The organism is Nocardia sp. NPDC004151 (assembly GCF_042874235.1).
Taxonomy (GTDB): Bacteria; Actinomycetota; Actinomycetes; order Mycobacteriales; family Mycobacteriaceae; genus Nocardia.
Genome location: NZ_JBIAMR010000004.1, coordinates 483,987 through 509,204 on the forward strand (window position 1 = coordinate 483,987; position 25,218 = coordinate 509,204).

Genomic DNA, 25,218 nt, shown 5'->3' on the forward strand with positions numbered 1-25,218 from the left:
CCGGACCGGCCCGCCTTGGACGAATGGGAACGGGTCAGGAATTCGCGCGCACGAGGTCGTGCAGGTGCGCGAGTTCGAGCCCGACCAGACTGTCGCGGAAGGTGCGTCCGGGCGCGTCCGGCACCGGGACCTCGCACGGCACGACCAGCAGCGCGCATCCGGCTTCCTGCGCCGCGATCGAGCCGGTCGGCGAATCCTCGACGGCCACGGTGAATTCCGGTACGACACCGAGCAGTCGCGCGGCCCGCAGGTACACGTCCGGCGCGGGTTTGCCCTGCGGTACCTCGTCGGCGCACACGGTGGCCCCGAAATACTCACGCCCGATGGTGTCGAGCCCGTACTCGGCCAGCGACCGCTTGGTATTGGTCACCAGCGCCATCGGCACCCCGGCCGACCGCAGCAGATCGAGTGCTTCCCGCGCGCCCGGCCGCCACGGGACCGGCCCCTGGAACAGCTCGGTCACCCGCGCTTCCATCCACTCCGAGGCCCGCTCGACCGCCTCGGGGGTGTGCTCGATGTCGAGGCCCTCGAACAAGATGCGATACGCGTTCGGACCGGAAGCCCCGATCAGCGCGTGCCGCACCGCGTCGGTCAGCTCGCGCCCGTACTCCCCCGCCAGCTCCCGCAGTGCCATGTCCCAGAGCTTCTCCGAGTCCAGCAGCGTCCCGTCCATATCCCACAACACCGCGTCCAACCGCGCCACCGACTCGAGCTCCTTCCGCACACCCTCATCCAGGAGCGACCGCGGAACGCGGCGCACCGGCCCCGCCGCGCGCGGAGCCGGTCCAGCCTATCGGGGCGCGAACACCGGCCCCGGGCTCGCGGTCTACAGGCCCGACGCCGCGATCATCAGACGCCCGCCCGAGGAGTCGGTCTGGATCCAGCGATTCTCGGAGGACACCTGCCCGGACTTGGACACATAGGTGAGCGCGACCACCGCGCGATTGTCGCCCTGCGGCGTCACCGCGCCCACGCTCACCGACCGAATACCGCCCCAGAACTGCGCGTAACTGTTGTAGCCGCCGGTCGACGCCTGATAGCCGGGCGACAGCATCGCCCACGCGCCGCCGACATTGCCGGGCAGCATGCCGTAGTAGCCCTGGATGAACGAGGCGACCGAGGCGGCGGACGGCGGACCGGCCGGAGTCGTGGTGGGCGGGGTCGTCGTCGGATGCGCCGAGGAACTCGCGCCCGCCGACGAGGACGGGGCGGGCGTGGGGGTCGGGGCCTGGGTGGCCGCGCCCGCGCCGCTGTTGCGCGTGGGCTGCTGCCCGCCGTCGGCCGGGCCCAGGTTCTCCGGCGAGGTGGCCGGGATCGACGCCGGGGCCGAACCGCCCTGGTCCGCCTGCGGCGTGCCGCCGCCACCGCCGTTGCCGTTGACCGCCAGGGCGATCACGACGGCCAGCACGATCGCGCCGACGACGCCGGCCGCCACCAGCACCAGCTGACGCGGATTGCGTTCCCCGCCACCGGTTCGCACACCCGAGCCGATTCCCGGCGACGGCACGGTGCCACGCCCGCCGGTCGACATGTCGACGTGCATGGTGGGGTCGGCCCCATTGCTCGGCGCACCCGTCCGCGACCCCGGCAGCACGGTCGTGGCCGCCGAAGCATCCACGGCGGCAACGGCATTCACCGGCGGCAGCACCTTGGTCGGCTGGACCGCAACCGCCGGAGCCCGCCCCTCGGCGACCGCGTGCAGACGTTCGGCGGCCTGTTCCATGGTGGGCCGGTCCGCCCCCTCGGCGGCGAGCAGATCCATCAGCACCGGCGCGAGGGTCGCGGCGTGCGCGGGCCGCGGCACCTGTGCGCGCGCCACCGAATGCAGTACGGCCAGCGGGTTGTCGCCCTCCCCGAAGGGCGGCTTGCCTTCCACGGCCGCGTACAGCGTCGAGCCCAGAGCGAAGACGTCGGAGGTCGGTTCCGGGTTCTCTCCGCGCGCCACCTCGGGCGAGAGGTAGGCGGGAGTGCCCGCCAGGAACCCCGTGGAGGTGACGGTCACGTCGCCGGTGGCCCGGGAGATGCCGAAGTCGGTGATCTTCACCGTCCCGTCGTCGGCGACAAGGATATTGGCGGGCTTCACATCGCGGTGCACGATGCCGGCCTTGTGGGCCGCGGCCAGCGCCTCGGCGACCTTGGCGCCGATCCGCGCCACCTCGACCGGCGGCAGCTGCCCCTTCTCCCGCATGAGCGCGGCCAGACTGACCGCGTTCACGTACTCCATGACCAGCCAGGGCTGGCCGTCCTCCTCGGCCACGTCGAACACGGTGACGGCATTGGGATGGTGCAGGCGCGCGGCGATGCGTCCCTCACGCATCGCCCGCATCCTGGCCTCCACGGCCTGCGACCGGGTCAGGCCCGGCGTCAGCAGCAGCTGCTTGACCGCGACGGTGCGTCGCAGCCGCACATCGGTCGCGCGCCACACGACCCCCATCGCACCGGTGCCGATCGGTTCCGTCAGCCGGTACCGCCCCGCAATCAGCCGGTCTGAGCTCATGTGGTTGTACCCCTCCTGCTGGCTTTCGCGCCGGGCGCCCTGCCACCCTGCGCGAAAGCCCGAAACCTGGTGAAGATATTAAGCGTTGAAGTACTTGGCTTCCGGGTGCAGCAGCACGAACGCGTCGGTCGACTGTTCCGGATGCAGCTGCAGCTCCTCGGAGAGAATCACGCCGATTCGGTTGGCGTCCAACAACTCCACGAGCTTGGCCCGATCCTCCAGGTCCGGGCAGGCCCCGTAACCGAACGAGTACCGTGCGCCACGGTAGCCGAGTTTGAAGTAGTCGAGCACATCGGCGGGGTCCTCGTCGGCGACGGAATGTCCGTCCAGAGTCAGTTCTTCCCGGATGCGGCGGTGCCAAAACTCCGCGAGCGCCTCGGTGAGCTGCACGCCGATGCCGTGCACCTCGAGGTAGTCGCGGTAGTTGTCCTCTTTGAACAGGACGTTGGCGAAATCCGCGATGGGCTGGCCCATGGTGACCAGCTGGAACGGCATCACATCCACCTGACCGGTCTCCAGCGCGCGCTCACGCGAGCGGATGAAGTCGGCGATGCAGAGGAACCGGTCGCGCTGCTGACGCGGGAATGTGAAGCGGAAGCGTTCCGGCGCATCGGGTTTCGGCTCGGTGAGAACAATCACATCGTCGCCCTCGGACACCGCCGGGAAGTACCCGTACACCACCGCGGCGTGCTGCAGCACACCCTCGGCGATCAGCCGGTCCAGCCAATACCGCAGGCGCGGACGGCCTTCGGTCTCGACCAGGTCCTCGTAGGACTGCCCCTCGACGCCGCGCTGCCCGCGCAGGCCCCACTGCCCCAGGAACAGCGCCCGCTCGTCGAGCAGCCCGGAGTACTCGCTCAGAGACAGACCCTTGATGATGCGCGAGCCCCAGAACGGCGGCGTCGGCACCGGCAGGTCCGCGGCCACATCGGAGCGCTCGGGCACCACGACCGGCGCCTCGGCGGCCTTGCGTTCGGCGGCGATGCGCTTGGAACGCTCGTGGCGCGCCTTGCGTTCAGCGGCCTTCTCCCGTTCGGCGATGGCCTCGGGCGAGTTCGGATCCAGCCCGCCGCCCCGCTTACGAGTCATGATCTCGTCCATCAGGTGCAGGCCCTCGAAGGCGTCACGCGCGTAGTGCACGTCGCCGGCGTAGACCTCGGTGAGATCGTTCTCCACGTAGGCGCGGGTCAGCGCCGCACCGCCGAGAAGCACCGGGAACTGTTCGGCGACCCCGCGCGAGTTGAGCTCCTCGAGGTTCTCCTTCATCACCACGGTGGACTTCACCAGCAGCCCGGACATGCCGATCACATCGGCCTTCTTGTCCACGGCGGCGTCGAGGATGGTCGAGATCGGCTGCTTGATACCGAGATTGACGACCTCGTAGCCATTGTTGGACAGGATGATGTCGACCAGGTTCTTGCCGATGTCGTGCACGTCGCCCTTGACGGTGGCCAGCACGATGCGGCCCTTGCCCGAATCGTCGGTGGCCTCCATGTGCGGTTCCAGGTAGGCGACCGCGGTCTTCATGGTCTCCGCCGACTGCAGCACGAACGGCAGCTGCATCTGGCCCGAACCGAACAGCTCACCGACGGTCTTCATGCCCGACAGCAGCGTCTCGTTGATGATCTGCAGCGGCGGCACCTGCTGCATGGCCTCGTCGAGATCGGCTTCCATCCCGGCCTTCTCACCGTCGACGATGCGCCGCGCGAGCCGTTCGAACAGCGGCAGCGCCGCCAACTCCTCGGCGCGCGACGCCTTGGAGGAGGCGGTCGAGACGCCTTCGAACAGCGCCATCAGCTTCTGCAGCGGGTCGTAGTCGGCGGTGCGGCGGTCGTAGACCAGATCGAGCGCGGTCTGGCGCTGCTCCTCGGGAATCCGCGCCATCGGCAGGATCTTGGAGGCGTGCACGATCGCCGAATCCAGACCGGCCTCGACGCACTCGTGCATGAACACCGAGTTCAGCACCTGCCGCGCGGCCGGGTTCAGGCCGAAGGAGATGTTCGAAAGTCCCAGTGTGGTCTGCACTTCCGGGTGCCGCTTCTTGAGTTCGCGGATGGCCTCGATGGTTTCGATGCCGTCGCGGCGCGACTCCTCCTGGCCGGTGCCCAGGGTGAAGGTCAGCGTGTCGATGATGATGTCGGACTCTTCGAGCCCCCAGTTGCCGGTGATGTCGGCGATCAGCCGCTCGGCGATGGCCACCTTGTGCTCGGCGGTGCGAGCCTGGCCCTCCTCGTCGATGGTCAGCGCGACCACGGCCGCGCCGTGCTCGGCGACCAGCGCCATGGTCTGCTGGAACCGCGAATCCGGGCCCGCGCCGTCCTCGTAGTTGACCGAGTTGATGGCGCAGCGCCCACCCAGGTGCTCCAGACCGGCCTTCAGCACCGGGGTTTCGGTGGAGTCCAGCATGATCGGCAGCGTCGACGCCGTGGCCAGGCGCGAGGCCAGCTCGGTCATGTCGGCGGTGCCGTCGCGGCCCACGTAGTCGACGCACAGGTCGAGCATGTGCGCGCCGTCGCGGGTCTGGTCCTTGGCGATGTCGAGGCACTTCTGCCAGTCGCCGGCCAGCATGGCGTCACGGAAAGCCTTGGAGCCGTTGGCATTGGTGCGCTCACCGATCATCAGGATCGAGGCGTCCTGCTCGAACGGGACCGAGGAGTAGATCGAGGACACGCTCGGCTCGTGCACCGGATTGCGCTTGCCCTGCTCGGTCTCGCGCACCGCCTCGGCGACCTGACGGATGTGCTCGGGGGTGGTGCCGCAGCAGCCGCCCACCAGCGACAGCCCGAACTCGGACACGAACTGGCTCATGGAGACGGCCAGCTCCTCCGCGGTCAGCGGGTACTCCGCGCCCTTGGCGCCCAGCACCGGCAGACCGGCGTTCGGCATCACCGACACCGGCAGTTGCGCGTGCTTGGACAGATGGCGCAGGTGCTCGCTCATCTCGTCCGGGCCGGTGGCGCAGTTCAGCCCGATCATGTCGATGCCGAGCGTCTCCAGCGCGGTCAGCGCGGCGCCGATCTCGGAGCCGACCAGCATGGTGCCGGTGGTCTCCATGGTGACGTGGGTGATGATCGGGATCCGGCGGCCCGCCTTCAGCATGGCGTTGTGGCTGCCGGTGACCGCGGCCTTGACCTGCAGCAAGTCCTGGCAGGTCTCGATGAGGATGGCGTCGGCGCCGCCGTCGAGCATGCCGAGCGCGGCCTCGGTGTAGGCGTCGCGCAGCGAGACGTAGGGCGCGTGACCCAGGGTGGGCAGCTTGGTGCCCGGGCCCATCGAGCCCAGCACGTAGCGCGGGGTGCCGTCGGCGGAGCGGCCCATCTCGTCGGCGACCTCGCGGGCCAGGCGGGTGCCGCGCTCGGACAGATCGCGGATCCGGTCGGCGATATCGTAGTCGGCGAGGTTGGGCAGATTGCAGCCGAAGGTGTTCGTCTCGACGGCGTCGGCGCCGGCCTCGAAGTAGGCGCGGTGGATGTGTCGCAGCACGTCGGGGCGGGTTTCATTGAGAATCTCGTTGCAACCCTCGAGGCCGCGGAAATCGTCGAGGGTGAGATCCGCGGCCTGTAGCATCGTGCCCATCGCACCGTCCCCGATAACGACACGCCGTCTGAGCGTGTCCAAGAAGGTGGTGTCGAATTCGGCGCGGCTGCGTACAGACATGTACTCAAGAGTAGTGGGAAGCAGCGACAAGCTGAATTTGACTGCCTCCGCTCCGCTCCGGCGGGTTCGCGGCCCTGGAGGTCTCGTTCTTCCCTCCCTCCGCTCCTCCGCTTCGCTCCCCCGCTCCACTCAGTCCAGAACGAGACGGGCCGCGAACCACCGGGCGATCATGCACACGGCGCTCATTGTGCGATTGCGCGTCGCATGCACACGGGGGTTGCGTACACCGTAGGCTGACCGGGTGAACGCCAGTGAATCCCCGGTGCCACCCGAATCGGACCTGCCCACGCTGCGGGATCCGGTGCTCGTGGCCGCCTTCGAAGGCTGGAACGATGCCGCCGACGCCGCCAGTGGCGCGGTCGAACATCTGGAACTGATCTGGGACTCCCAGCCGCTGGCCGAGCTCGATTCCGAGGACTACTACGACTATCAGGTCAACCGCCCGACCGTGCGCCAGGTCGACGGTGTGACGCGCGAGATCGTCTGGCCCTCGGCCATGCTCTCGGTCTGCTCTCCCCCCGGCAGCGACCGGGACGTGGTGTTGCTGCGCGGGGTGGAACCGAATATGCGGTGGCGCAGCTTCTGCAATGACATTCTCGAGTTCGTCGAACAGCTCGGGGTGTCCACGGTGGTGATCCTCGGCGCGTTACTGGCCGATACCCCGCACACGCGCCCGGTTCCCGTCACGGGTACCGCCTATAACAAGGAAGCCGCGGAGCGCTTCAACCTCGAGCAGACCCGCTACGAGGGACCGACCGGTATCACCGGGGTGCTGCAGGACGCGTGCGTGCGCGCGGGTGTGCCGGCCATCTCCTTCTGGGCCGCGGTGCCGCACTATGTGTCGCAGCCGCCCAACCCCAAGGCCATCATCGCCCTGCTGCACCGGGTCGAGGACGTGCTCGATGTGGAGGTGCCGCTGGGCGCGCTGCCCGAGCAGTCCGAGGAGTGGGAGGTCGCGGTCAACGAGATGACCGCGGGCGACGAGGAGATCGCGGAGTACGTGCGCTCGCTCGAGGAACGCGGCGACGCCGAGGTCGACATCAACGACGCCATGGCCAAGATCGACGGCGATGCCATCGCCGCCGAGTTCGAGAAGTACCTGCGCCGTCGTGGTCGGGGTGGCTTCGGCCTCTGACCCCCTGCATCCCACCGTGCCCGTTTCAGGCTGAATGGTCCGCTTCGAGGTGAATGTCCCGAATTAGCTCGAAAATCATTGCCGCACCCGCGTTCTCGACGCGGGTGCGGCGGCGTTTCGGGCGCGTGTCGAGCTAGTGCTCGACGGTCCAGACCTGAGCGGAAGCCTCGTGAGCCAGTTTCGCGATCAGCAGGTCGCGCGGAATGGTCTGGCCCGCAAGGTGTTCGAGCGACGGCACCACCACGTGGTGCGCGTCGGCGCGCTTGAGTTCGGCGGTCAGCTCCGCGAACGCGGTGCCATCGCCGGCGGTCGATTCATGGAAGGTGGCGGCGAAGCAGAGGCCCGCGGACTGAGCGAGCCCGCACATGGCGTTCTCCAGCTCGTCGCTGCGGCCGTCGGCCAAATCGTCACGCACGTACCCATAGATCAACGCTTCCACCCGAACCTCCGTTGGATTGGGGATCGCTGTCCTGACGTGTGCCCTGGTAAACAGTTTGACGTTTTTGCGAATGCAATTGCAGATGTCAACCCACTGACATCCAGATGCCCTATCCGGGTCCATCCGACGTTAACTGGTGAGATACTACAACTCGTGTCCGCCGGTGACGATCGACCTGTCTGGGCTGTCCGAATACGTGCCGAACGTGATGCTCGGGGGTGGTCACAAGCCGACGCGGTGCGCGCGATGCGTGCCAAGTCGAGCCACAATCTCCCCACCGACAGCACACTGTTACGTAACTGGCGGCGTTGGGAATCCGGGGAATCGCGGCCCGACGATTTCTACGCCCCGATCATCGCCGCGTCTTTCGACACTGTGACGGCGGCGTTCTTCCCCAAGACCCGGCCCAATCGGGACGACGAGATGCTCTCGGCAACCGGACTGGACACCCTCGAATTCATTGGGCGACTACGAATGTCCGATGTGTCGGCTTCCACGCTGGACGCCATCCGCATCACCGCCGACCGGCTCTGCTCGGACTACCCGTGCGCCGATCCGCACGAACTGCATGCCGAGGGCACCGCCTGGCTGCGCCGCATCACCTCGCTGCTGGACGGCAGACTCACACTGGCCCAACATCGCGAGGTGCTGGTGCTGGCCGGATGGGTCGCCCTGCTGGTCGGCTGCGTCGACTACGACCTGGGCTGGCGTACCGCCGCCGAGGCCACCCGCCGCGCGGCGCTGTCCCTGGGCCAGGAGGCCGACCACGCCGAAATCATCGGCTGGGGAGCGGAAATGGCCGCCTGGTTCGCCCTCACCCAGGCCAACTACAGGGGCGCCATCGATGCCGCGGAGGCCGCGCACGCCACCACCGGCCGCCTGGGCGTGGGCGTCCAGCTGGCCGCCCAGCGCGCCAAGGCCTGGGCCCGCCTGGGCGACCGCCACGAGGTGGAAAAGGCACTCACCCAGGGCCGTTCGATCCTCGAGGCGATCGAGCACCCGACCAATCTGGACAACCACTTCGTGGTGGATCCGCAGAAGTTCGACTTCTACGCCATGGACTGCTGCCGGGTCGCCGGGGACGACCGGCTCGCGGAAACCTATGCCCGCCAGGTGATCGCGACCTCCACCCGCCCCGACGGCAGCATCCGCAAACCCATGCGGGTGTCCGAGGCGCATCTGACCCTGGCCGTGGTCGCGGTGCGCGATCGCAATCTGGAGCTCGCGGTGGAGGAAGGCATGCGCGCGTTCGCGGGCAAGCGGCGTTCGCTGCCCTCGCTCATGTGGATCGCGGGCGAGGCGGCCCGGGAGATGGTCGCGCGCTTCCCCGGAGATCCGCGCACCAGAACCTATCTCGACCAGCTGCGCTCGCTCGCCGGCTGAAGGCGCGCGGCCCGGCCGTGTTCCACGGCGGCTGTCGCGGGGCCTGGGTACGCTCCAGCCCATGGACTTCAGTCTCTGGACCTGCGCTGCCCGAGGGCACGAGACCTACGCCCCGACCGAGCCCGAGCTGAAGGCACGACTGCACGTCGCCACCCCGGCGGGCGAATCCTGGCGCTGTCTGCGCTGCGGCGATTTCGTGCCGGGCGAGCCGCGCCGCAGCGGTCCCGCCGACGACGCGCCGGAGGTGCCGCGCGGGCATCTGCTGCGCGACCGCATCATCATGCGGCTGCTGGCGGCCGAGCGGGTCGGCCGCGCGCTGGTGCTGATCCTGCTCGGCGCGGGCGTGCTGAAGCTGCGCGGTTCGCGTGAGCACTGGAAGGCCAGCTGGGACAAGGATCTTCCGCTCATTCGCCAGCTGGCCGACCAGATCGGTTTCAACCCCGACCATTCCAAGATCATCCGGGGCATCGACACGGCGTTCACGCTCTCGCCGACGATTCTGATCTGGATCGCGGTCGCGCTGTTCGCCTACGCCACCATCCAGCTCGTCGAGGCCGTGGGCCTGTGGCTGGTCAAGCGCTGGGGCGAGTACTTCGCGGTGGTGGCCACCAGCCTGTTCCTGCCGCTCGAGGTGTACGAGTTGACCGAGAAGGTCACCTTCCTGCGGGTGGCCGCGCTGGTCGTGAACCTGGCAGCGGTGATCTGGCTGCTGTGGAGCAAGTCCCTGTTCGGTCTGAACGGCGGCGCGGCCAAGTACTACGCCGAGCACCACTCCGAGAGTCTGATGACCGTCGAACGCGCCGCCGTCGCAGCCGAATCCGACCTGCTCGCCGCGAAGGACGGTGCCCCACACCAGTCCTGATCAGACGGGCAGGTCCAATCCCTTGGCCAGCACCGGCCAGGACTTCAGCAGCTCGTCGCGGAACACGCCCCAGGAGTGGGTGCCGTTGGCCGGCAGGTCCACGGTGGCCGGAATACCGAGTTCGGTGAGCTTGGCGGCGAGATTGCGGGTGCAGTAACCGGTGGCGGCCTCGATGGTGCCGTCGTAGATCATGTGCACCATGAAGCCGAGCGCGCCCGGAAAGATGACGTACTTGCCGTCGACCACGTCGTACTGCCCGGGCAGGCCGTTGCCCGCGGACAGGTAGAGCTCCATGCCGCGCAGCCGCTCGGCGTGCAGGTAGGGGTCGTTGTCCGCCCACATCGGGTCGTCGGACGGGCCGTACATATTGTCGGCGTCGCCGCCCTCACTGGCGACGACGATCCGCGCGAACGCCTGGCCGATCGGGTCACTGGTCTGCACGCAGCCGCTGTAGGTGGCCGCGGCCCGGAACAGGCCCGGCTTGGCGAGGGCGAGATTCAGCGCCGGGGTCGCCGACATCGACACCGCCGCAATGGCATTGCGGCCGTTGGTGCGCAGGCCCGCGTCGATCAGCGGGGGCAGCTCCTCGGTGAAGAAGGTCTTCCACTTGTTGAGGCCCAGCTGCGGATCCAGTGCGCGCCAGTCGGTGTAGTAGCTGGCGAGGCCGCCGGTGGGGACCACGACATTGACGTCCTTGGCGCCGAGGAAGTCGAAGACCTCCGGCACCTGGGTCTTCCAGTTCTTCACGCCGTAGCCGGCGTCGGTGCCGTTGAACAGGTACAGGGTGGGCCGCGGCTTCGAGGTGTCGCCGGGGCGCAGCACGTCCAGGTGCACCGTCTTGTCCATGGCCGCCGAGTACACCTCGAGCGACAGGTTGCGGTCGTCGACGATGTCCGCGCTCACCACTTTCGACGCGTCGACGGTGGTGGCGGCGGTCAGCTGCGCCGCGGTGTCGGCGATGGCGGCATCGGGCGCGCCCCCGGCCGCATCGGGCTCCGCGCCCGCCGTTCCCGGCACGGCCGCGGCGATCGCCAGACACCCGACGACCACCGCGTTCCGTAGTCGATTCCGCACAGCCACTCCCACTCTCGTCGAACAAGTGACAGGGACTCTGCCATATCCACCCCGCGATCAGGGTGTGACGATGTTGAAGTTGGGGTCGGGCTTGTCCATCACGTCCTGGAGCTGCTTCAACTTGGCCGGATCGCCGGTGGCCTTGATCGCCCCGGAGGCGACCTCCTTCACGAAGTCCTTGCCGCGCGTCATCACCGCGATGAGCTCGAGGCGCGGCAGGGTGAAGGTGGCGTCGGCGGCCGGGCCCTTGAAGTCCGGCGGCACCACGTAGTGGATGAGCACGCCGTTGCGCAGTTCGGTGCGGTAGGTCTTGTTCTCCTCGGGGATCACCCAGTCGTTGACCAGGTGCAGGTCCCACGCCTTGGGCCCGTTGATCTGGAAGGCCGCCGCGTCGAAGACCTGGTCCACGCTCAGCGCGCTGATCATGGACGCCGAGTTGGCCTTCGTCGGGGTGCCGAAGTTGCCGTTGCGCAACTCGTAGGCGCCGGAGAGGAAGAAGTTGCGCCAGGTGCCGTTCTCGGAACCGTAGCCGAGCTGTTCGAAGGCGCTGGCCTGCAACATCTTCGCCTTCTCGTTGTCCGGGTCGGCGAAGATCAGGTAGTTGAGCACCTGCACGCACCAGCGGTAGTCGCCGTCGGAATAGGCCTTGCGGGCTACTTTCAGCACGCTGCTCGCGCCGCCCATGGCGTCCACGTGCCGCTTGCCCGACTCGACGGGCGGATGCTCCCACAGGTGCGCGGGATTGCCGTCGAACCAGCCCATGTAGCGCTGGTACACGGCTTTCACGTCGTGGCTGACCGACCCGTAGTAGCCGTGGTTGTACCACTTCTGCTCGATGGCGGGCGGCATCTGGATCTGCTCGGCGATCTCGATGCCGGTGTAGCCCTGATTGAGCATGCGCAGGGTCTGGTCGTGCAGGTAGGCGTAGGTATCGCGTTGCAGCGACAGCCATTCGGTGAGCTTGTCCGAACCCCAGGTGGGCCAGTGGTGCGAGGCGAACGCGACATCGGAGACGCCGGCGAACATGGTGATGGTCTCGGTCAGGTACTGCGACCAGACGTGCGCGTCGCGGACCAGCGCGCCGCGCAGGGTGAGCAGGTTGTGCAGGGTGTGGGTGGCGTTCTCGGCCATGCACATGGCGCGGAAGTCCGGGAAGTAGAAGTTCATCTCCGAGGGCGCCTCGGTGCCGGGCGTGATCTGGAAGACCATGCGCACCCCGTCGATCGTCTCCTCCTGCCCGGTGCGGGTGATGTCGCGGTTGGGCGGGATGAGGCTCACCGTGCCGGTGGAGGTGGTCATGCCCAGGCCCGCGCCGACCTGCCCCTTGTCCCCGCGCGGCAGGGCGGCGCCGTACATGTAGGCCGAGCGGCGCGCCATGGCGGTGCCGGCGAAGATGTTCTCGGCGACCGCGTGTTCGGTGAAGCCCTGCGGTGCGAGCACCGGAATGCGGCCCGAGGCAGCGTCTTCGGCGGTGATGACGCCTGCCGCGCCACCGAAGTGGTCGACGTGGGAGTGGGTGTAGATCATGCCCGTCACCGGCTTCTGCCCGCGCTGGGCGAAGTACAGATCCATGCCCGCCTTGGCGGTCTCGGTGGAGATCAGCGGGTCGATGACGACGACGCCGGTCCTGCCTTCGATGATCGTCATGTTCGACAGGTCCAGGCCGCGGATCTGGTAGATGCCCGGAACCACTTCGTAGAGGCCCTGTTTCACCACCAGCTGCGACTGCCGCCACAGCGACGGGTGCACCGAGTTGGGACAGCTGCCCTGCAGGAAACCGTAGGAGTCGTTGTCCCAGATGACATTGCCCTTGGCGTCCTTGACCTGATCGGGTTCCAGCTTGGCGATGAAACCCTTGTCGGTGTCGGCGAAGTCCTGGGTGTCGGAGAACGGCAGCGAGGACTTCACCGTCGCCTGCTGATCGGTGATGTGGCCGCTGGGGTCGACCGGATTCTTGGAGGTCTGCTCCGCGGCGGACCCGTTGTCGGCGTTGCTGTCGCAGCCGCTGACGGCCGCGCCGACCCCGACCGCCGCGAGGGCTGCCGCGCCCACCCCGAATACTCCGCGTCGCGACACCGTGAATCGGCCCTGTCCGGGGTTGTTCGCGTGATCGGTGCGGTTGTCGTCGGTCATCGGCGCTCCTGTCTCCATCTGGCTGATGCGAGTGGCAGGATCGTTAGCTGAATATTCGCCAACTCTCCGGCCCCACCCCAGCCTACCTCGCTATTGCAGCGTTACTGCAATAACATGGCCGTGTGACCTCACCCATACGCCGGGACCTGCGCGTCGGGGTTCCGGCTCGATGTGATCGGATTCCTGGCATGAGCGAGGGCAAAGGCGACAGCCCGCGGCGGCGGCGCAATCCGCCGCAGACCCGCAAGGCCATCATCGAGGGATTGCTGTCGGCGGTGCACGAGGGCGAGTTCGACCCCACCACCCGCGATATCGCGGAACGGGCCGGGGTGTCCGAACGCAGCATCTTCGTGCACTTCCCGTCGCGCACCGCGCTGCTGACCGCGGCGGTGGACCAGCAGTCGGAACAGGTCGAGGCGCTCATCGCCGAGATCGACCCGGCGCAGCCGCTGGACAAGCGCATCGAGGCGGTGGTGCGCCAGGGTGAGGCGATCTTCCGGCTGCAGCGTGAGCCGCGGGTGCTGGGCCTGGTCGAATCGCTGCGCTCGCCCGCGGTGGACGAGCGGATGCGGCTGACCGACAAGCGGATTCGCGAGGCCCTGGCTCGCGGCTTCGCCCCGGAGCTGGCCGGCGACTCCGGCGAGCAGTTGCTCGACCTGGTCGACGCCACCGTCGGCTGGCCCTACCGCCACCATCTGATCGACCGCCGCGGGCTCTCGGCGCGGTCCGCGTCCGAGGCGGTCCGCCGCGCTCTCACCACCCTGCTCACGCCCGCGAAATGAACCGACCGTCCGGATTACGCGGCGGCCGAACGGATTCCCGCCCCGCCTGAGTCGTCTCCAACCCGCCCGCTAGGTGGTAGCGGGAGGTGCGCCAGGGACGAAGAACGCGATGAACAGCGCCACCGCGCACACGGCCAGGACCACCGCCGTGGCCATGGCGATGGCGCGCGGCCCGTGCGCTCGATGCCCGTGGTGCAGGGAGTTGTTGCGCGCGAAGCTGATCCCCGCGAGGAACAGCAGCCCGGCCGCGGCCAGCGCGGGCCCGATGGCGGCCGGATGCCAGCCGCTGGCCGCCGCGTGATTCACGAACAGCGCCGACGTGCCCATGGCGGCGATGGCGGTGCGCCGCCACGCCAGCGCGGTGCGCTCGGAGTAGAGGGTGGGCGCCTCGGTCATGCCGGCACCATCGATGCCGTGCCGGTCATGTCCACACCGTCGCGACGGCCGCGAAAATCGACACGATGGCGATGCCGCCCGCCAGGATCGGGACCAGCAGCGTGTTCCCCAGCACGTCGCCGCGGGTCATGCGGGCCTGCACGTCCCGCCAGTGCGTGTACGCCCCGACCGCGAGCGTGACCGCCAGCACGATGCAGCTCAGTGAGAGCGCGCGCCGGATTCCGGCGTGGTGGAACGGCTGCACCAGGGTGTGCACCGCGACGCCGGCGGCGAGCAGCCCGAGCGAGGTGCGGATCCACGCGAGGTAGGTGCGTTCGTTGGCGAGCGTGAAGCGGTAGTCGAGCGGCTGTTCGGCCTCATTCGTCGGCTGACCCTGGTCTTCCACCCTCACCACCTGTCCGATAGCGCTGTCGCGATCGCGGCCCGCGAGCCCGCCGCCGCCCCGATCATGACACGAATCGGCCCGAAAACGCCGACGGCGCAACTGCGGGCACCGAGGCCTCCGAGTGCTACTTCAGCAGCCGTTGCTCGTTGGCGACCGCGACCGCCGCCGCCCGGGTGTCGACACCGAGCTTGTCGTAGATGCGGCCCAGGTGGGTCTTCACCGTCGCCTCGCTGACATGCAGGGCGCGCGCGATCTCGCGATTGCCCAGGCCCTGGGACAGCTGGCCGAGGATGTCGAGTTCGCGGGCGGTCAATGCGGGCTGCGGGTTGCGCATGCGGTTGAGGACGCGGTCGGCGATCGGCGGGGAAAGGGCGGTGCGGCCCTGGGCGGCGGCGTGGATGGCGGCGAAGAGTTCTTCGGGCCGTTCGGCTTTGAGCAGGTAGCCGGTCGCGCCCGCGGCAATCGCGCGGGTGATGTCGGCGTCGGTGTCGAAGGTGGTGAGGACCAGGATGTAGGGGGCGGGCCGCACGGTGGTGGTGATGCGGCGGGTGGCCTCGATGCCGTCCATGTCACCGCCGAGCTGCAGGTCCATCAGGACGACATCGGGGTGCAGGCGTTCGGCGAGGGCGACGGCCTCGGGGCCGCTGCCCGCCTCGCCGACCACCTCGATGTCGGGGGCGCTGCCCAGCAGCGCGCGCAGACCCGCCCGGACCACCGCGTGGTCGTCGCAGAGCACCAGGCGGACAGGGGTTTTCGCGTCGGTCACGGCCGCTCCAAGGGGACTTCGGCGGAGACGACGGTGCCGTCCCCGGGGGCGGATTCGACGGTGAGGGCACCGCCGAGCTGGCGCAGGCGGGCGCGCATGGCGGGCAGGCCGTGCCCGCGGTCGGCGGCCGTGGGCAGCGTCGCGGGGTCGAAACCCGTTCCGTCGTCGGCGATGTCGAGGACCAGGTGGTCGCCGAGATCGGTCAGGGTGATGGTGACGGTGTTCGCCTCCGCGTGCTCACGCGCATTGGCCAGCGCGCCCTGCGCGATCCGCAGCAGCGCGGCCTCCACCCCCGCGGGCAGGCCCGCCGCCGCGCCCTCCACGTGCACGCGCACGGTGAGAGTGTCCCCGCCCTCCCGCCGCGCCATCGCCTCCAGTGCCGCGACCAGGGAACCGCCCGCGGCCAGGTCGGTCGGCGCGAGGTCGTGGACGAAGCGGCGGGCCTCGGCCAGATTGTGTTCGGCCACCCCGGCCGCGCCGCGCACGTGCTCCCGCGCCGCACCCGGATCGCTGTCCCAGATCCGGTCTGCGGCCTGCAACAGCATGCGCTGACTCGACAGGCCTTGCGCGAGGGTGTCGTGGATCTCCATGGCCAGGCGCTGGCGTTCGGCGAGGGTGCCCGCGCGACGTTCGGTGGCGGCCAGTTCGCGGCGGGTGGCGCGCAGATCGTCGATGAGGGCGGCCTGCCGTTCGGTGGTGCGCAGCAGGCCCAGGAACAGCGCGGTGCTCAGGGCGGCGACCGCGGGCGGGGCCAGCAGCAGGTTCGGGTCGATCCAGCCCGCGAGCTTCAGCTGCGCCCACACCACGAACGCGGTCAGCCCGGCGACCAGGGCCAGCGCCACCCGGACCGGCAGGATTCGCAGCCCCGTATAGAGCAGCGGGACCGCGCACCACGCGAAACTCGGTGCGAGCACGACCAGTACCGCCCAGCCCGACACCAGCAGCGCGAACCACACCAGCCGTTCGGAGGCGCGCAGTTCGCTCACCACGTAGAGCACGGCCAGCGCCAGCGAGAGCCCGATCACCCACGGCGTGCGCGGACTCTCGGGGTGCCGCAGCAGGAATCGCAGCAGCGATGCCGCCAGCAGGACGTAGAAGGCGCTGTGCACGATGGTGCCCAGCAGCCGGGTGTCGTCACGGGACGACGGCATGCGAACACCTCCTCGGCGACGACGACGGGCAAACACCCTCATTCTGCCGTGCGCGCACCGCCGCCCGGGTCATCCGATCGGCTGATACGGGGTTCGGCCGTACCGCGCGCCGAATCCCAGCCACTGCGCCGATGTGCCGGGGCGTTCCGGACCGCACGCTGGATTACGAACCGAGCGAACAGCTTTCACCGCAATCCCAGGAGGATGTCATGACCCCCGAGCAGCCCTCGAACCCCACCCGCAAGCGCCTGATCATCGGCGGCGCGGTCGCGGCCGTCGCGGCGGCCGGGGTGATCGGCGTGGTGTCGGTCAACGCCCAGGATCCCGACCCGGGCACCAAGACCCCCGTCGCGGCCGATGTGGCCAACGGCAACCTGGCGCAGAGCACCCACCTGACCATCGCCGCCGCCACCAAGGCCGCGCAGGCCGCCCTGGACGCCGCGGTCAAGGAGAACCAGCACGTGACGGTCGCGGTGGTGGACCGCGACGGCAATACCGTCGTCACCCTGCGCGGCGACGGCGCGGGCCCGCAGTCCTACACCTCCGCCCAGCAGAAGGCGTTCACCGCGGTGTCGTGGAACGCGCCGACCTCGGTGCTGGCCAAGCGTCTCGACAGCGCGCCGCACCTGGCCGACATCGACGGCACCCTGTTCCTGGGCGGCGGCGCCCCGGTGACGGCCAAGGGCGGCGCTCCGATCGCGGGCATCGGTGTCGCGGGCGCGCCGAGCGGGGATCTGGACGAGAGGTTCGCGCAGGCGGGTGTCGCCGCGCTGGGCAACTGATCGTCCGTTCACGCCGCGTCATCAGGACCGTGAGTAGCGGAACCGGTCACCCCGGCCGGATCGGGCGCGCCGACACTCGGCACGATTCCGAACCGGTCGGCAGGGGGTACTAACCTTCTCCCGGTGACCGAGTCCGCTGACGGATTGCTGCCCGACCCGAGGGGGGTCGGGTCCGAGGAGTTTCCGCGCACCGACCGGCTACGCCTGTTCTCCTTCGCCACCGCCGAGAAGCGGGCCGACTACCTGTGGGTATTACGGGCATTCGATACCGCCCGCGCCGCCTACGTGGTGCTGCTGCACGCCTCCGACGTGGCCGACACGCTCGAACGTTGCCCGGGCGCGCCCGCTCTCACCGCCACCGAGATCGGGCCGCTGCTCGAACAGCTGCATCACTGGGGCGTGCTGGAACGCAGTTACGACGGCACCCGCGCGGCCACACTGGCCGAGTACCGGAACCGGCACTTCGTCTACCAGTTCTCGCAGGCCGGATACCAGGCCTTCCGCGCGGTGTCCGATGTGCTCGAGGCCCGGCTCGACGAGGCCGCGCTCTCGCGGCTGGTGCTGCCGGAACTGCTGGCCGATCTGCACACCCTGGCCGAGGCCAACAAGAGCGCCGACGCCCCGCGCGTCTACCGCGTGCTGAACCGGCTCGACCGGGCGCTCACCGATCTGGCCGAACGCGCCGCGCACTTCTATCTGACCCTGGGCGATCTGGTCCGCACCACCGAGGCCACCCCGGAGGCGTTCCTCGCGCACAAGGACGCGCTGCTGGCGCACATGCGCGAATTCTCCATGGACCTGGCGCGTTTCGCGCCCCGGCTGGCCACCGCCATCCGCGAGGTCGAGGACACCGGCGTCGAGGACCTCATCGAACGCGCCGCCCGCTGCGACGAACGGGTGCTCCTCAACCCTGAAGAGCGCCAAGCGGATTGGCGGGCTCGCTGGCAGGGCCTGCGCGGCTGGTTCATCGGCGACGACGACGGCGGGCTCACCGAATGCGAGCGGCTGCGCGAGGCCACCATGAGCGCCATCGCCGCCGTACTCTCGTTGCTGCGCCGGGTGACCGAGACCCGCAAGGGCGGCGTCAGCCGCGAATCCGCGCTGCGGCACCTGGCGGGCTGGTTCACCGCCGCCCCCAGCGCGGACGCCGCGCACGCCCTCTACGACGCGGTCTTCGGCCTCGGGCGGCCGCGGCACCTGGCCATGCAGCATCCCGACGCCGACGTGATCCCGGCCATCCGATCCTGGTGGGACGCACCGCCATTGGAGATCGCCCGCACCCTCGCCGAGACCGGGCGGCCGCCCACGCCGGGCGCGCCCGCACGGCTGCAACGCAATGACGCCGGCATCCGGCGGCTGCGCCAGGCCCAGCTGGACGCCCAGCGCGCCCGCGCCGAGGCCGCGCGCTCACTGGCCACCGCCGACCTCTACGACCGCGAACTCGACGAGGGCGAGACCGAGGTCCTGCTGAAACTGCTCGACGCCGCCTCCACCGCGTGGGTGCCGGTGAGCGGGCGGGTGCCCGGCACCTCCGGTTCCGACAACGGCGTCACCCTCACCGTCTCCGAACACGAGGGGTCCACGCTGGTCCGCACCTCCAAGGGCGTGCTGTACCTGAACAACCGACGCCTGGAAGTGCGCGATACGGCCTCCTTGCGGCGACGCAAATCCCCTGTGGCGCGGCCGGATCGGACCGACTCACCGCCGCCGGGCGACGAGCCCGGCAGCCAGGGCGGGGAGGTCCGCTGATGCACGCGCGCACCGTCGATGCACTGACCCTGGACAGCTACCAGCGCGCCGCCCGGGTCATCCTGGGCAACCATCTGGTCACCCGCACCTACCCCGATCGGATCGCGCTGCCGCTGTTGCGGCGGTGGGCGACCGAACTGCGCGAGGATCTGGCCGAACTGTTCGGCTATCGCCTGGAGGTCACCGAGACCACCGCGCGACTGTTCCCGATCCTCGACGAGCTCGACGCGGGCCGTCCCGCACGCACCACCGGCGACCGCGTCTTCGACCGCCGCCGCTACGCGTACCTGGCGCTGGCGCTGGCCGCGCTGGGCCGGGCCGGGGACCAGATCACGTTGTCGGAGTTGGCCGATCAGGTGGCCGCCTACACCGAACGGGTCGACGGGCTCGAGCTCGCGCCGGACCGGGCCGCCGATCGCGACGCCTTCGTCGACGCGGTGGGCTGGCTGGCGGCGCGCGGCGCGGTCACCCTCGCCGACGGTGACGCGGGCGGCTGGGCCAGCGACCCCGAAGCCGGGGAGGCGCTCTACGACATCGACCGGTCCATCGTGTTCGCCCTGTTCCGGCCGCCGCGCGCGCTCCAGCACCTGCAGAGCGTGACCGGGCTGCTGTCGGAGGCGGCGGGCGGCGGGGCCGAAACCCGTTCCCCCGCACAGGCCGCCGCGGCCCGCAAAGTACGCCGGGCGCTGGTCGAGAAGCCGGTGGTCTACGCCGATGAACTCGACGAACCCGAACGGTCGCTGCTGGCGCAGGAGAAACTGGTCACCGAGGTCGAGTATCTGACCGGGCTGCGGGCCGAGCGGCGCGCGGAAGGCGTTGCGCTGATCGACAGTTCGGGCCGGCTCTCCGACGTGCGGTTCCCGGGCACCGGCACGCTCGCCCAGGTGGCGCTGCTGCTGGCGGGTGAGATCGCGGACCTGGTCCTCGATATCGACAATCCGGTCGAGCGCAGGCCGCGCCCGGCGCGTCCGTACACCGATCTGGTGGAACAGCTCGACAGCGCCATCCCCACTACCACGGTCTTCGCGCCGCTCGCCGATCCCCTGGATGTGTTCGGCGGCCACGAGGATTCGGACGAGCCCGCCGAGGAGCCCGAGATCGCGGAGTTCCCGTTCCTGGAATCCTCGTGGATCCGCGACACCGTGAAGATGCTCACCGACCGCTACGGCAATACCTTCGCCGCGCAGTGGCAGGCCGATGTCGCGGGCCTCACCGGCGAAGTGGTGGCGCTGCTGGAACGGCTACGCCTGGTGGAGCTGGTCGACGGCGGGCTGCTCATCCTGCCCGCGCTGGCCCGCTACCGGGGCGCGATCGTGACCATCCGCACCCGCGCGGAGTCCGAATTGTTCCTCTCCCCCACCGAACTCGGCGCGGACGACGCGCCGGCCGACAGCACCGCGGGCACTGCGTCCGAAAGCACAGCGAAGGGATCGGGGAACTGATGGCCGACCACATTCACGGTGGAGTGCGCTTCGTCCCGACCCGGGCGGGCATCATCAACCTCTGGGACTACCGCGACCAGGAATTCTGCTTCGCCGACGGCCGTCTGGTGCTGCGCGGCCCCAACGGCTCCGGCAAGACCAAGGCCCTCGAGGTGCTGTTCCCGTTCGTGCTGGACGGCCGCATCGAGCCGCGCCGTCTCAACCCGTTCGCGGGTGAGGAACGCACGATGAAGTCGAACCTGCTGTACCGCAAGCAGGAATCGGCGTACTCGTACGTGTGGATGGAGTTCGCGCGCGGCGACTGGGACTCCCCCGAGACCGTCACCATCGGCATCGGCATGCGCGCCACCCGCTCCAACGACAAGGTGACCCGCTGGTACTTCGTCGCTGACGGCCGGGTCGGCGTGGACTTCTCACTGCTGGGCCCCGACGATCGGCCGCTGACCCGCAAGCAGCTGGCCGAGCAGATCGGCTCCGACACCATCGTGGACCGGCCGGTCGAGTACCGGGCGGCCATCGACGCCCGCATGTTCGGGCTCGGGCAGCAGCGCTACGACCAGCTGATCAATCTGATCCTGACGCTGCGCCGCCCGCAGCTGGCCAAGAACCTGGACCCGCGCGGACTCTCGCAGGCCCTCACCGACGGCCTGCGCCCCCTCGACGAACAGCTGATCCTCGACGCCGCGCGCTCCTTCAGCGATATGGAGGAGGTCGGGCGCACCCTCGAGGGGCTGGTGCAGGCCGACACCGCGACCCGCGATTTCGTCACCGTCTACCGGAAATACCTGGCCGTCCAGGCGAAGACGGACGTCGACCAGGTGCGGACGCGCCTGGACACGGTCACCCACGCGGGCACCGCCCTGCACGCCGCGGCCGCCCTGCGCACCCGCCGCGACACCGAACGCGCCGCCGCCGAGACCCGCGCCGAGGACGCCGACCGCGCCTACGAACAGGCCCTGGCCGACCGTGAGACCCTGCAGCGCTCCAGCGCCTACGAGGGCAAACAGCAGCTCGACGACCTCGCCGACGCGGTGCGCCGCCTGGAGACCTCCGCGGCTGTCCACCACGACAAGGCGCTGAAATCCCGTCAGACCGTGGACCAGCGGCTCGAGGAAGCCGAGCGCGCGCAGGCCGCGGTCGCCCATGCCGCCTCGGCGCTGTCGCGCGGCGAGGACGAATTGCGTTCGGTCGCCGAGGAAGCCGGTATTCCCTGGACCACGCTGCCGGAATCGGCGCGCGCCGACCAGCTCACCACCACGGTCCGCTCGCACGCCGAGGAACGCGACGGCGATGTCCGCGCGGTCCGGCGGGCGCTGACCCTGGTCGACCAGGCGGGCGCCGAACGCACCCGCGCCGAACGCGCCTCCGGCCGCGCGGTGGAACTGCGCGATGCCGCCGCCGCCGAGCTCGCCGAGGCCGAAGCCGCTGTCGCGCTGGCCCGTTCGAACACCGCCATCACCCTGCGCGACTGGTGGGACACGCACCGCGAGGTGTACACCCCCATCCGCGCCGGGCTGTTCGAGGCGCTCGACGAGGCCCTCGGTGAGGTCGGCACCGAACCGTTCGCCCGCGGTGGCGGCACGCCGAACGGCCGCGCCGGGAAGGCCAAGGGCTCGTCCGGCACCGAGACCCCCGCGACCGGCGAATCCGCCGGGGCCGCACCGGGTGCCGAGGCCGCGCCGGAGGATCTGCCCGTCCCCGCCACCCCCGCCGAGGTGCTGGCCGAGCGCACCGAACCGCTCACCGAGGAGATCCGCGGCCGCCGCCAGGAGGCGCGCGCCCGCGCCGCCCAGGCCACCGCCCGCGCGAGCGAACTGCGGGCCGAGCGGGAGCGGGTCGCGGCCGAACGCGACGACGCGCCACCGGCCTTCGCCGCCCGGACGGACGCGCGAGCAGCGCGTCCCGGCGCGCCGCTGTGGCGTTTGGTCCGCTTCGCCGACGATGTCGCGCCGCAGCAGGCCGCCGGACTCGAGGCGGCGCTGCAGGCCGCCAACCTGCTCGACGCGTGGGTCTGCGCCGAGACCGAGCTCCCGCCGCACGCGTCGGACCAATTCCTGGTTCCGCTGCCGCCCCAGCATCGGCCCAGCGGGCGCACGCTCGCGGACGTGCTGGTCGTGGAGGACGATTCACCGTCACTGACGGTTCCCCGGGAGACCGTCGCCGGGGTGCTCGCCTCGATCGCCCTCTACGAGTCACCGCACGCGACGGCCACCGGCGCGGGAGCGGACAAGGCGCACATCGTCTCCGGGGCCGCCGCACAGCCGGTCGGGGCCGAGGGCGGGCTGACCATCGCCACCGACGGCCGCTATCGCCAGGGCGTCCAGTCGGGTCGGCACGTCAAGACCGACGCCGAATTCGTCGGCACCACCGCCCGCGCCCGCCGCCGCGAATTGCGGCTGGCGGAATTGGCCGCTGCCATCGAAACGGCCGTCGCCGAGGCCGAGACCGCCCAGACCGAGGAGCAGGCCGCCACGGCCGAGCTGGGCCGGATTTCGGCCGCCGCCAAGGCGCTTCCGCGCACCACCGCGGTCACCGCCGCCCTGCGCGGGGTGGCCGAGGCCGCGGGCATGCTGCGCTCGCGCTCGGAGGCGGCCGCGCAGGCCGAGCGGGAACTCGATCAGGCGGTGGCCGAATACACCAACGCGGACAAGAAGGTCCGCGCCATCGCCGCCGACCACCGTGCGCCCCGCGATCCGGTCGAACTGGACGCGCTGGCGGCCGCGGTCCGGCACTTCGAGAACGCCGGAACAGCGCTGCTGCGCCTGCGCGGCGACCATCAGCGCGAACACGAGCGGGCCCGCGAGGCCGGGGACCGCCTCGATGAATCCAAGGATCTGGCCGAGGCGTTCGCCGAGGAGGCCGAGGCCGCCCGCTCGGGATACGAAGAGCAGCTGCGCAAACTGGAGACCCTGCGCGAGGCGCTGGGCGCCGGAGCCGCCGACATCGATCGCGAACTGGAACTGGCCCGCGAACGTATCGACGCCGCCCGCGCCGAGCAGAAGGCCGCCCGCAAGGCCGCCGCCGAGGCCATCGAAGCGGTCGGCGCGGCCGAGGGCGCGCACCGCGCCGCCCACGACACTCTGGGCACCGCGCTCACCGAATTGCTCGCCGACGTCCGCCATCTCGCCCCCTACGCGCGCCCGGACCTGCTCAGCCTGCTGGGCGCGCCCGCCGACAGCCGCTGGCCCGCCGGCGACGCCGCCTGGTCCACCCCCGAGCAGCTGCTGTACCGCATCGAGAACGGCGATCCCGAGCAGGAACCGGCCGTGCTGCCCGCCGAAGTGGCCGCCCTGTTCGAGAACCTCGCCACCGCAACCGCTTCGGTGCGCGCGGGTGAGGCGGCCCGCAAGGCCACCCGCAGCGCCGTCACCACCGCCCTGCAGGAATTCGACGCCGCGCTCGCCGCGGCCCGCCAGGACTACCGCCTGCACTGGGACGCCGCCGACGGCCTCACCGTGGTGCAGGTGCACGACGACCACGGGCTGTCCTCGCTGGCCGACTTCGCCGAGCGCATCGGCGCGGCCCGGCGCGATCAGGAACTGCTGCTCACCGACGCCGAGCGCCGCATCCTCGAGGACGCGTTGCTGACCGGGCTGGCCCAGCAGATCCACGAACGCACCTCCGACGCCCGCGATCTCATCTCCCGCATGGGCGCGGAGATGAAGCAGCGCCGCATGTCCTCGGGCAACACCATCGGCGTGCACTGGGTGCTGGCCGACAACCTCTCCGAACCGGCGCGCGCGGTGTGCAAGCTGCTCGACCGCGACTCCGCCGACCTCACCCCGGAGGACCTGTCGACCGTCCGCGCCTACTTCGCGGCCGAGATCCGCACCGCCCGCGCCGCGCACCCGGAGCGCTCGTTCCCCGAAATCCTCGCGACCACCCTCGATTACCGCACCTGGCGGGTGTTCTCGTTCACCATTCTCACCGCCGACGGCACCGAGGACCGCCTCACCGTGGCCCGCCACAGCGCGCTCTCGGGCGGCGAACAGTCGGTCTCACTGCACCTTCCGCTGTTCGCGGCCGCGCATGTGATGCTCGACTCCGCCGACCCGCAGGCGCCGCGCCTGCTGGCGCTGGACGAGGCGTTCGCGGGCGTCGACGACAACGGCCGCAGCGAACTGCTCGGGCTCTCGGTGCAATTCGACCTCGACCTGTTCATGACCGGCTACGACCTCTGGATCACCTACCCGCACGTGCCCGCTTGCGCGCACTACGATCTGGCGCACTCGGCGGCGGAGAACACCGTCAGCGCGACACTGCTGGTGTGGGATTCGGACGACCTGCTGGCCGAGCACGACGGCACCGATCTCACCTCCGCCCTCGGCTCCCCCAACCGGCGGCGCCTTCCGCACGGGCTCGAGGGCGCGATCCCGATGGACGAGGAACTCGAGCTGACCGATTGACCCGATCCGGGCATCGGCAACCCCACTGGACACCGGCCGGAGCGGCGGGTTCTTACTGCCCGGACGGACACCCCAATCCGCGTGTCGCAGTGCGGCGCGCCGTAAGGATTGGACCAACGGCAAACCAACAGTTTCGCGGTTGGCCGTGTATCGACTAGAAATGTCTTCCGTGCCTACCG

The 25,218-nt window shown here is 70.1% G+C and carries 18 protein-coding genes; 8 read left to right on the top strand and 10 right to left on the bottom strand.

Annotated elements, in window-relative coordinates; all coding sequences use genetic code 11:
* Positions 1-34: 34 nt before the first annotated feature.
* The 3 genes from ACFYTS_RS13055 to metH form a co-directional block, all read right to left on the bottom strand.
* Positions 35-724, bottom strand: a complete 690-nt coding sequence (locus ACFYTS_RS13055; protein ID WP_387303684.1) for an HAD family hydrolase — start codon at positions 722-724, stop codon at positions 35-37.
* Between the two features lie 102 nt (positions 725-826).
* Entirely contained in the window at positions 827-2,497 is a 1,671-nt protein-coding gene (locus ACFYTS_RS13060) for a serine/threonine-protein kinase (RefSeq protein WP_387303686.1), read from the bottom strand.
* Between the two features lie 78 nt (positions 2,498-2,575).
* Entirely contained in the window at positions 2,576-6,154 is a 3,579-nt protein-coding gene (gene metH / locus ACFYTS_RS13065; RefSeq protein WP_357284075.1) for a methionine synthase, read from the bottom strand.
* 241 nt (positions 6,155-6,395) lie between these two features.
* Between metH and ACFYTS_RS13070 the strand changes: the two genes are divergently transcribed.
* Positions 6,396-7,289 (top strand): PAC2 family protein, encoded by an 894-nt coding sequence (locus tag ACFYTS_RS13070; protein WP_357085358.1) that lies wholly within the window; start codon positions 6,396-6,398, stop codon positions 7,287-7,289.
* A gap of 133 nt (positions 7,290-7,422) precedes the next feature.
* Here ACFYTS_RS13070 and ACFYTS_RS13075 read toward each other — a convergent pair whose 3' ends face one another.
* Positions 7,423-7,728 (bottom strand): hypothetical protein, encoded by a 306-nt coding sequence (locus tag ACFYTS_RS13075; RefSeq protein WP_357284077.1) that lies wholly within the window; start codon positions 7,726-7,728, stop codon positions 7,423-7,425.
* A 246-nt stretch (positions 7,729-7,974) separates the two neighbouring features.
* Between ACFYTS_RS13075 and ACFYTS_RS13080 the strand changes: the two genes are divergently transcribed.
* A complete protein-coding gene (locus ACFYTS_RS13080) occupies positions 7,975-9,111 on the top strand; it encodes an XRE family transcriptional regulator (RefSeq protein ID WP_387303691.1) in 1,137 nt (378 codons plus the stop codon).
* A 61-nt stretch (positions 9,112-9,172) separates the two neighbouring features.
* The gene (locus ACFYTS_RS13085) at positions 9,173-9,973 is read left to right on the top strand and encodes a DUF2127 domain-containing protein (protein WP_387303693.1); all 801 of its coding nucleotides are present in this window, start codon (positions 9,173-9,175) and stop codon (positions 9,971-9,973) included.
* Here ACFYTS_RS13085 and ACFYTS_RS13090 read toward each other — a convergent pair whose 3' ends face one another.
* Both ACFYTS_RS13090 and ACFYTS_RS13095 read right to left on the bottom strand, forming a co-directional pair.
* Positions 9,974-11,047 carry an alpha/beta hydrolase gene (locus ACFYTS_RS13090; RefSeq protein ID WP_387303696.1) on the bottom strand — a complete coding sequence of 358 codons (1,074 nt, stop codon included), beginning with the start codon at positions 11,045-11,047 and terminating at the stop codon, positions 9,974-9,976.
* Between the two features lie 57 nt (positions 11,048-11,104).
* Positions 11,105-13,180 (bottom strand): alkyl/aryl-sulfatase, encoded by a 2,076-nt coding sequence (locus tag ACFYTS_RS13095; RefSeq protein WP_387303698.1) that lies wholly within the window; start codon positions 13,178-13,180, stop codon positions 11,105-11,107.
* A gap of 188 nt (positions 13,181-13,368) precedes the next feature.
* Between ACFYTS_RS13095 and ACFYTS_RS13100 the strand changes: the two genes are divergently transcribed.
* Positions 13,369-13,962, top strand: coding sequence for a TetR/AcrR family transcriptional regulator (locus ACFYTS_RS13100; RefSeq protein ID WP_357284090.1), 594 nt, complete (start codon positions 13,369-13,371; stop codon positions 13,960-13,962).
* Positions 13,963-14,031: 69 nt separating this feature from the next.
* On the opposite strand, the gene ACFYTS_RS13105 is transcribed toward ACFYTS_RS13100, so the two are convergent.
* The 4 genes from ACFYTS_RS13105 to ACFYTS_RS13120 form a co-directional block, all read right to left on the bottom strand.
* Positions 14,032-14,358, bottom strand: coding sequence for a DUF202 domain-containing protein (locus ACFYTS_RS13105; RefSeq protein ID WP_387303702.1), 327 nt, complete (start codon positions 14,356-14,358; stop codon positions 14,032-14,034).
* A 25-nt stretch (positions 14,359-14,383) separates the two neighbouring features.
* On the bottom strand, positions 14,384-14,743 hold the full coding sequence (locus ACFYTS_RS13110) for a YidH family protein (RefSeq protein ID WP_387303704.1): 360 nt from the start codon (positions 14,741-14,743) through the stop codon (positions 14,384-14,386).
* 124 nt (positions 14,744-14,867) lie between these two features.
* The gene (locus tag ACFYTS_RS13115; RefSeq protein WP_387303707.1) at positions 14,868-15,509 is read right to left on the bottom strand and encodes a response regulator; all 642 of its coding nucleotides are present in this window, start codon (positions 15,507-15,509) and stop codon (positions 14,868-14,870) included.
* On the bottom strand, positions 15,506-16,660 hold the full coding sequence (locus ACFYTS_RS13120; RefSeq protein ID WP_387303709.1) for a histidine kinase: 1,155 nt from the start codon (positions 16,658-16,660) through the stop codon (positions 15,506-15,508). The genes ACFYTS_RS13115 and ACFYTS_RS13120 overlap by 4 nt, the downstream gene beginning before the upstream one ends.
* A 209-nt stretch (positions 16,661-16,869) precedes the next feature.
* Between ACFYTS_RS13120 and ACFYTS_RS13125 the strand changes: the two genes are divergently transcribed.
* The 4 genes from ACFYTS_RS13125 (at position 16,870) to ACFYTS_RS13140 (ending at position 25,039) form a co-directional block, all read left to right on the top strand.
* Complete coding sequence (locus ACFYTS_RS13125; protein WP_387303712.1) at positions 16,870-17,442, top strand: heme-binding protein; 573 nt, start codon at positions 16,870-16,872, stop codon at positions 17,440-17,442.
* A 144-nt stretch (positions 17,443-17,586) separates the two neighbouring features.
* On the top strand, positions 17,587-19,191 hold the full coding sequence (locus ACFYTS_RS13130) for a TIGR02677 family protein (protein WP_387303834.1): 1,605 nt from the start codon (positions 17,587-17,589) through the stop codon (positions 19,189-19,191).
* On the top strand, positions 19,191-20,633 hold the full coding sequence (locus ACFYTS_RS13135) for a TIGR02678 family protein (RefSeq protein WP_387303715.1): 1,443 nt from the start codon (positions 19,191-19,193) through the stop codon (positions 20,631-20,633). The genes ACFYTS_RS13130 and ACFYTS_RS13135 overlap by 1 nt, the downstream gene beginning before the upstream one ends.
* Positions 20,633-25,039 carry an SbcC/MukB-like Walker B domain-containing protein gene (locus ACFYTS_RS13140; protein WP_387303718.1) on the top strand — a complete coding sequence of 1,469 codons (4,407 nt, stop codon included), beginning with the start codon at positions 20,633-20,635 and terminating at the stop codon, positions 25,037-25,039. The genes ACFYTS_RS13135 and ACFYTS_RS13140 overlap by 1 nt, the downstream gene beginning before the upstream one ends.
* Positions 25,040-25,218: the final 179 nt, after the last annotated feature.

Coding starts and splice junctions, on each gene's coding strand:
- ACFYTS_RS13060 (WP_387303686.1), bottom strand. CDS start 2,497: ATGAGCTCAGACCGGCTGATTGCGGGGCGGTACCGGCTGACGGAACCG.
- metH (WP_357284075.1), bottom strand. CDS start 6,154: ATGTCTGTACGCAGCCGCGCCGAATTCGACACCACCTTCTTGGACACG.
- ACFYTS_RS13080 (WP_387303691.1), top strand. CDS start 7,975: ATGCGTGCCAAGTCGAGCCACAATCTCCCCACCGACAGCACACTGTTA.
- ACFYTS_RS13085 (WP_387303693.1), top strand. CDS start 9,173: ATGGACTTCAGTCTCTGGACCTGCGCTGCCCGAGGGCACGAGACCTAC.
- ACFYTS_RS13095 (WP_387303698.1), bottom strand. CDS start 13,180: ATGACCGACGACAACCGCACCGATCACGCGAACAACCCCGGACAGGGC.
- ACFYTS_RS13100 (WP_357284090.1), top strand. CDS start 13,369: ATGAGCGAGGGCAAAGGCGACAGCCCGCGGCGGCGGCGCAATCCGCCG.
- ACFYTS_RS13105 (WP_387303702.1), bottom strand. CDS start 14,358: ATGACCGAGGCGCCCACCCTCTACTCCGAGCGCACCGCGCTGGCGTGG.
- ACFYTS_RS13120 (WP_387303709.1), bottom strand. CDS start 16,660: ATGCCGTCGTCCCGTGACGACACCCGGCTGCTGGGCACCATCGTGCAC.
- ACFYTS_RS13125 (WP_387303712.1), top strand. CDS start 16,870: ATGACCCCCGAGCAGCCCTCGAACCCCACCCGCAAGCGCCTGATCATC.
- ACFYTS_RS13135 (WP_387303715.1), top strand. CDS start 19,191: ATGCACGCGCGCACCGTCGATGCACTGACCCTGGACAGCTACCAGCGC.
- ACFYTS_RS13140 (WP_387303718.1), top strand. CDS start 20,633: ATGGCCGACCACATTCACGGTGGAGTGCGCTTCGTCCCGACCCGGGCG.